The sequence below is a fragment of the Pseudoalteromonas sp. BZK2 genome, assembly GCF_014349195.1.
GTDB lineage: Bacteria > Pseudomonadota > Gammaproteobacteria > Enterobacterales > Alteromonadaceae > Pseudoalteromonas > Pseudoalteromonas simplex.
On the sequence record NZ_JACSOG010000012.1, the window covers coordinates 137203 to 143521 of the forward strand.

Here is a 6319-nt window from a genome sequence, read left to right on the forward strand (position 1 = left end):
ACGATGGATAAAAAAACAGCTCGTCTACGTCGTGCTAAGCGCACTCGTAGAAATTACATTGAACAAGGCACAACGCGTCTTGTTATCCACCGCACGCCACGTCACATTTACGCTCAAGTAGTTACTGCTGAGGGTACTGTACTGGCTGCTGCTTCTACTGTTGAAAAAGCAATTAGCGAAACAGTTAAAGGCACAGGTAACGTTGCAGCTGCTCAAGCAGTTGGTAAAGCGGTTGCTGAACGTGCAGCTGACAAAGGCATCGAAAAGATTGCTTTTGATCGCAGTGGCTTTAAATATCACGGCCGTGTGAAGGCGCTTGCTGATGCAGCGCGTGAAGCCGGTCTGCAATTCTAGGAGTAGACAATGGCTAACGTAGAAGCAAAGCAACAACAGCCTGATTTGGCTGAAAAGCTAATCGCGGTAAACCGTGTGTCTAAAGTGGTTAAAGGTGGTCGTATCTTTAGCTTCACTGCACTAACAGTAGTTGGTGACGGCGCAGGTAAAGTAGGTTTTGGTTATGGTAAAGCACGTGAAGTTCCAGCTGCTATTCAAAAAGCAATGGAAAAAGCACGTCGCAACATGATCAGTGTAGACCTTAACGGTAACACGCTACAGCACCCAATCAAGGGTCGCCACGCGGGTTCTAAAGTATACATGCAGCCTGCTTCTGAAGGTACAGGTATCATCGCCGGTGGTGCGATGCGTGCAGTACTAGAAGTAACTGGTGTACAGAACGTATTGTCAAAAGCATACGGTTCAACTAACCCGATCAACATCGTTCGTGCAACGATTGCTGCTCTAGAGAACATGAACTCTCCAGAGTCAATCGCTGCTAAACGTGGTCTTAGCGTTGACGAAATCACGGGGTAAACCATGGCTAATAAAACTGTAAAAGTAACACAAGTAAAGAGCTCTATCGGTCGTTTACCGAAGCATAAAGCTACATTACGCGGTCTTGGTCTACGTCGTATCAATCACACTGTTGAGTTAGAAGACACAGCATGTGTGCGTGGTATGATTAACCAAGTTTCTTACATGGTAAAGGTTGAGGGTTAATTCGATGCATTTGAATACACTTTCACCTGCTGCTGGTGCAAAAACTGAAAAGAAACGTCTAGGTCGTGGTATTGGTTCTGGTCTTGGTAAGACTGGTGGCCGTGGTCATAAAGGCCAAAAATCACGTTCTGGCGGTAAAGTACGCGTTGGTTTCGAAGGCGGTCAAATGCCTATGCAACGTCGTCTACCTAAATTTGGTTTCACTTCACGTAAATCATTAGTATCTACTGAAGTTAACCTTTTTGAAATCGCTAAAGTTGAAGGCGATGTAGTAGACGTAAACGCGTTACAAGCAGCTGGTCTAGTTAAAAAGAACATCCAGTTCGTTAAAGTAGTTAAATCTGGCGAAGTTTCACGCGCAGTTACCGTTAAAGGTCTTAAAGTGACTAAAGGTGCTCGCGAAGCTATCGAAGCTGCCGGAGGCAAGGTAGAAGACTAAGGAAGTACTAATGGCTAAACCAGGTCAAGATATGAAAAGTGCACAAAGTGGGCTTTCGGAATTGAAGCGTCGATTACTATTTGTATTAGGTGCTATCATTATTTACCGTCTAGGTTCATTCGTGCCGATCCCTGGGATTGACGCCGCTGTACTTGCCGATTTCTTCGAGCAACAAAAGGGCACCATTGTTGAAATGTTTAACATGTTCAGCGGTGGTGCGCTTGAGCGCGCTTCAGTGTTAGCACTGGGTATTATGCCGTACATCTCGGCTTCGATTATTACGCAACTATTAACGCATATGTATCCGCCGTTTATAGAGCTTAAGAAAGAAGGTGAGCAAGGGCGTAAGAAAATTAGCCAGTACACACGCTACGGCACGCTTGTGCTTGCTACAATCCAATCAATCGGTATTGCTACTAGCTTACCGGGCATGATGGACGGGTTAGTTGTTAACCCAGGTATCGGTTTCTACTTCACTGCTGTAGTGAGTTTAGTAACTGGTACTATGTTCCTAATGTGGTTGGGCGAACAAATTACAGAGCGTGGTATCGGTAACGGTATCTCAGTTCTGATTTTTGTTGGTATTGTAGCTAACCTGCCGTCTGCTATTGGTTCGACAGCCGAAATGGCGCGCCAAGGTGATCTGAATGTACTTGTACTGTTATTGATTGCTGTAATCGTATTCGCTGTTACTTACCTAGTTGTATTCTTTGAACGTGGCCAACGTCGTATCGTCGTTAACTACGCAAAGCGTCAACAAGGTCGTCAGGTATTTGCTGCTCAAAGCACGCACTTACCACTGAAAGTAAACATGGCGGGTGTTATTCCACCAATCTTTGCTAGCAGTATAATTCTGTTCCCTGGTACAATTGCAAGCTGGTTCGGCCAGGGTGAAGGTCCGGTCGCTGATGTGCTACAAGCAATCGCTACAACGTTGACTCCAGGTCAACCTTTATATGCGATGGTTTTAGCTGCGGCTATTATCTTCTTCTGCTTTTTCTACACCGCGTTGGTATTTAACCCGCGTGAAACAGCAGATAACCTGAAAAAATCTGGCGCATTTATCCCAGGTATTCGTCCAGGTGAGCAGACATCTAAATACATTGATAAAGTGATGACACGCCTGACATTGGCAGGTGCTTTGTATATAACCTTTATCTGTCTGGTGCCCGAATTCATGACTATGGCATGGCAAACGCCATTCTATTTCGGCGGTACATCAATTTTGATTATCGTTGTTGTAATCATGGACTTTATGGCACAAGTACAGACGCATCTGATGTCACATCAGTATGATTCTGTGCTGAAAAAAGCAAACCTTAAAGGCTACGGTCGATAAGGTCATTTTACGGAGTTGAGCAATGAAAGTACGTGCTTCCGTTAAGAAAATATGCCGTAACTGTAAAGTTATTAAACGTGCTGGTGTAGTACGCGTAATTTGCAGTGAGCCTAAGCACAAGCAAAGGCAAGGCTAATTAAACAGTCGTGCAGGCTGAGTTATTTACTCGGCCTGTGTTTTTAGTTGTGATTTGGTCTTCGTTTGAGTATCCTTACGGGCTTTTCAAACAGATGATTACCAAATTCAAATATAGGAGATGTGTTAGTGGCCCGTATCGCTGGCATTAACGTCCCTGATCATAAACACGCAGTTATCGGTTTAACTGCTATTTATGGCATAGGTAAGACTCGCTCTAAGGCTATCTTAGCAGCGACTGGTATCGCCGAGACCACAAAAATCGGTGAACTTTCAGACGAAACACTTGACGTATTGCGTGAAGCAGTTGGCAAGTACACTGTAGAAGGTGACCTTCGTCGTGAAGTTACATTAAATATCAAGCGCCTTATGGACCTTGGTTGTTTCCGTGGCCTACGTCACCGTCGTTCGTTACCACTACGTGGTCAACGTACTAAGACTAACGCGCGTACTCGTAAGGGTCCTCGCAAGCCTATCAAGAAATAAGGTGGGGTAGATTATGGCTAAAGCACCAATTCGTCGTAAGAAGGTTAAAAAGCAAGTTGCTGATGGTATGGCTCACGTTCATGCTTCTTTCAACAACACTATTGTAACAATTACCGACCGTCAAGGTAATGCACTATCTTGGGCAACAGCAGGTGGTTCAGGTTTCCGTGGTTCACGTAAATCTACTCCATTCGCGGCTCAGGTTGCTGCAGAGCGTGCAGGTACTGCTGCTCAAGAATACGGTTTAAAAAATCTAGAAGTTTTCATCAAAGGTCCAGGTCCAGGTCGTGAATCTGCTGTACGTGCTTTGAATGCTGCTGGTTACCGTATCACCAACATCACTGACGTGACGCCAATCCCTCATAATGGTTGTCGTCCACCGAAGAAACGTCGCGTTTAACAATAGGTTAGGAGAAATAACATGGCAAGATATTTGGGCCCTAAGCTCAAGCTGAGTCGTCGTGAAGGTACTGACCTGTTCCTTAAGAGCGGCGTAAGAGCTATCGACTCTAAGTGTAAACTTGAGACTGCACCTGGTCAGCACGGCGCTCGTAAAGGTCGCTTATCTGATTACGGTTTACAGCTACGTGAAAAGCAAAAAGTACGTCGTATCTACGGTGTATTAGAAAAGCAATTCCGTAACTACTACAAAGAAGCTGCTCGCCTTAAAGGTAATACAGGTGAAAACTTGTTACAGCTTTTAGAGCAACGTTTAGACAATGTTGTATATCGCATGGGTTTTGCTAGCACACGCGCTGAAGCACGTCAGTTAGTAAGCCACAAAGCGATTTTAGTTAATGGTCGTGTTGTGAACATTCCTTCATACGTAATTACTCCAGAAGATACTGTTGTAATTCGTGAGAAGTCAAAAACACAAGCACGTATCATCGCTGCTCTAGAGTTGGCTGAGCAACGTGAAAAGCCGACTTGGGTTGAAGTTGACGGTAAGAAAATGGAAGGTAGCTTCAAGCGCCTACCTGAGCGTTCAGATCTGTCTGCGGACATTAACGAACAACTAATCGTCGAACTTTACTCTAAGTAAAGTTAAGAGTTAAGAGAGGATAAAATGCAGGGTTCTGTTACCGAATTCCTAAAACCAAGGTTAGTCGATATCGACGCTATCAACCCAACGCGTTCTAAAGTAGTTTTAGAACCATTAGAGCGTGGCTTTGGTCACACTTTGGGTAATGCCTTACGCCGTATACTGTTATCATCTATGCCTGGATGTGCAGTAACTGAAGTAGAAATCGACGGTGTATTGCATGAGTACAGCGCGAAAGAGGGCGTACAAGAAGACATCATTGAAATTCTGTTAAACCTTAAAGGTCTAGCAGTAACTTTAGAAGGCAAAGATGAAGTTTTTCTGACCCTGACTAAATCTGGTGTAGGCCCTGTGACTGCGGCTGATATTCAGCACGATGGTGATGTAACTATCGCCAACCCAGATCACGTTATCTGTCACCTTACGACAGATAGCAGCGAGATCAGCATGCGTATTCGTGTTGAGCGCGGTCGCGGTTATGTGCCGGCATCTAGTCGTTTATCCTCTGATGACGATGAGCGTCCAATTGGTCGTCTGCTGCTTGATGCATCATTCAGCCCAGTTGAACGTATTGCGTACTCGGTTGAATCAGCCCGTGTTGAGCAACGTACAGACTTAGACAAGTTAATCATTGATATGGAAACAAACGGCACTCTAGATCCTGAAGAAGCGATCCGCCGTGCGTCTACTATCTTAGCTGAGCAATTAGATGCATTCGTAGATTTACGTGATGTAACTGAGCCAGAAGAGAAAGAAGAGAAGCCAGAATTCGATCCTATTCTGCTTCGTCCAGTTGATGATCTTGAGCTAACAGTACGTTCAGCAAACTGTTTGAAAGCCGAGCAAATTCAATATATCGGTGATTTAGTTCAGCGCACTGAAGTTGAGCTTCTTAAAACGCCTAACTTAGGTAAGAAGTCTCTAACTGAAATTAAAGACGTGCTAGCTTCACGTGGTCTTTCTCTAGGTATGCGCCTAGAAAATTGGCCGCCTGCAAGCCTAGCTGAATAATCTAAATCACTATATTAGTTTAGTTAGAAGGATAGGGTCATGCGCCATCGTAAGAGTGGTCGTCAATTAAACCGTAACAGCAGCCATCGCAAAGCGATGTTCAGCAACATGGCTGGTTCTTTGGTGAAACATGAAATCATCAAAACAACTTTGCCTAAAGCTAAAGAGTTGCGCCGTGTAATTGAACCTTTAATCACACTGGCTAAGACTGACAGTGTAGCAAACCGCCGTTTAGCGTTTGCTCGCACGCGTGATAATGAAGTAGTTGGTAAATTATTCAGCGAAATCGGTCCACGTAATACAGACCGTCCTGGTGGTTACACTCGTATTCTTAAGTGTGGCTTCCGTGCTGGTGATAATGCACCAATGGCTTATATTGAACTAGTTGGTCGCCCAGCGACAAACGAAGAAGTTCAAGAAGACGCGCAGTCTGCAGAGTAAGTCGTAAAGACACCAAAAAGCCGAGCTTATGCTCGGCTTTTTACTTTCTAAAATTCACTACTAAAAATTCACTCTCAATAATACAGCTCTATCAACCCTAAACATTACCATGCAATCTTGAAGCACCTAGCACCTAGCACCCAGCACCTAGCAATTAAGATCACATATAAAGATCAATTCGCGTTCTTTTATAGTTAAAATCACCTTCTATACAACTTAAATACAAGCTCATTTATAAAAAACACTGCCTAAATAGCCATAATACGAGTAATTTAGTGCTATTTTTACCCGTTTCGTTCGTATTTTGCGCGAACAGTCATTTTTTTCATAAAAACTTCAAAAAACAGTTGATCTCAATTCGGATCTCCCT

At 44.1% G+C, this 6319-nt stretch carries 11 protein-coding genes; all 11 read left to right on the plus strand.

Features of this window, described 5'->3' with window-relative positions; translation table 11 throughout:
- Positions 1-3 precede the first annotated feature (3 nt).
- The gene (rplR, locus tag BIZ38_RS09490; protein WP_036974021.1) at positions 4-354 is read left to right on the plus strand and encodes a 50S ribosomal protein L18; all 351 of its coding nucleotides are present in this window, start codon (positions 4-6) and stop codon (positions 352-354) included.
- 9 nt (positions 355-363) lie between these two features.
- Entirely contained in the window at positions 364-870 is a 507-nt protein-coding gene (gene rpsE, locus BIZ38_RS09495) for a 30S ribosomal protein S5 (RefSeq protein WP_036974018.1), read from the plus strand.
- A 3-nt stretch (positions 871-873) separates the two neighbouring features.
- Entirely contained in the window at positions 874-1056 is a 183-nt protein-coding gene (rpmD, locus tag BIZ38_RS09500; RefSeq protein ID WP_016710201.1) for a 50S ribosomal protein L30, read from the plus strand.
- Between the two features lie 4 nt (positions 1057-1060).
- Positions 1061-1495 (plus strand): 50S ribosomal protein L15, encoded by a 435-nt coding sequence (rplO, locus tag BIZ38_RS09505; protein WP_054554386.1) that lies wholly within the window; start codon positions 1061-1063, stop codon positions 1493-1495.
- A gap of 10 nt (positions 1496-1505) precedes the next feature.
- Positions 1506-2834, plus strand: a complete 1329-nt coding sequence (gene secY / locus BIZ38_RS09510) for a preprotein translocase subunit SecY (RefSeq protein ID WP_036974013.1) — start codon at positions 1506-1508, stop codon at positions 2832-2834.
- A 22-nt stretch (positions 2835-2856) separates the two neighbouring features.
- Positions 2857-2970, plus strand: coding sequence for a 50S ribosomal protein L36 (rpmJ, locus tag BIZ38_RS09515; RefSeq protein WP_002959476.1), 114 nt, complete (start codon positions 2857-2859; stop codon positions 2968-2970).
- A gap of 128 nt (positions 2971-3098) precedes the next feature.
- Positions 3099-3455, plus strand: a complete 357-nt coding sequence (gene rpsM / locus BIZ38_RS09520; RefSeq protein WP_036974011.1) for a 30S ribosomal protein S13 — start codon at positions 3099-3101, stop codon at positions 3453-3455.
- 13 nt (positions 3456-3468) lie between these two features.
- Positions 3469-3855: a 30S ribosomal protein S11 gene (gene rpsK / locus BIZ38_RS09525; RefSeq protein ID WP_036974009.1), complete on the plus strand. Its 387-nt coding sequence runs from the start codon at positions 3469-3471 to the stop codon at positions 3853-3855.
- Positions 3856-3876: 21 nt separating this feature from the next.
- Positions 3877-4497 carry a 30S ribosomal protein S4 gene (gene rpsD / locus BIZ38_RS09530; protein WP_036974007.1) on the plus strand — a complete coding sequence of 207 codons (621 nt, stop codon included), beginning with the start codon at positions 3877-3879 and terminating at the stop codon, positions 4495-4497.
- A gap of 24 nt (positions 4498-4521) precedes the next feature.
- A complete protein-coding gene (locus BIZ38_RS09535) occupies positions 4522-5508 on the plus strand; it encodes a DNA-directed RNA polymerase subunit alpha (protein ID WP_004589198.1) in 987 nt (328 codons plus the stop codon).
- A 39-nt stretch (positions 5509-5547) separates the two neighbouring features.
- Positions 5548-5949: a 50S ribosomal protein L17 gene (gene rplQ, locus BIZ38_RS09540; RefSeq protein WP_004589197.1), complete on the plus strand. Its 402-nt coding sequence runs from the start codon at positions 5548-5550 to the stop codon at positions 5947-5949.
- Positions 5950-6319 lie beyond the last annotated feature (370 nt).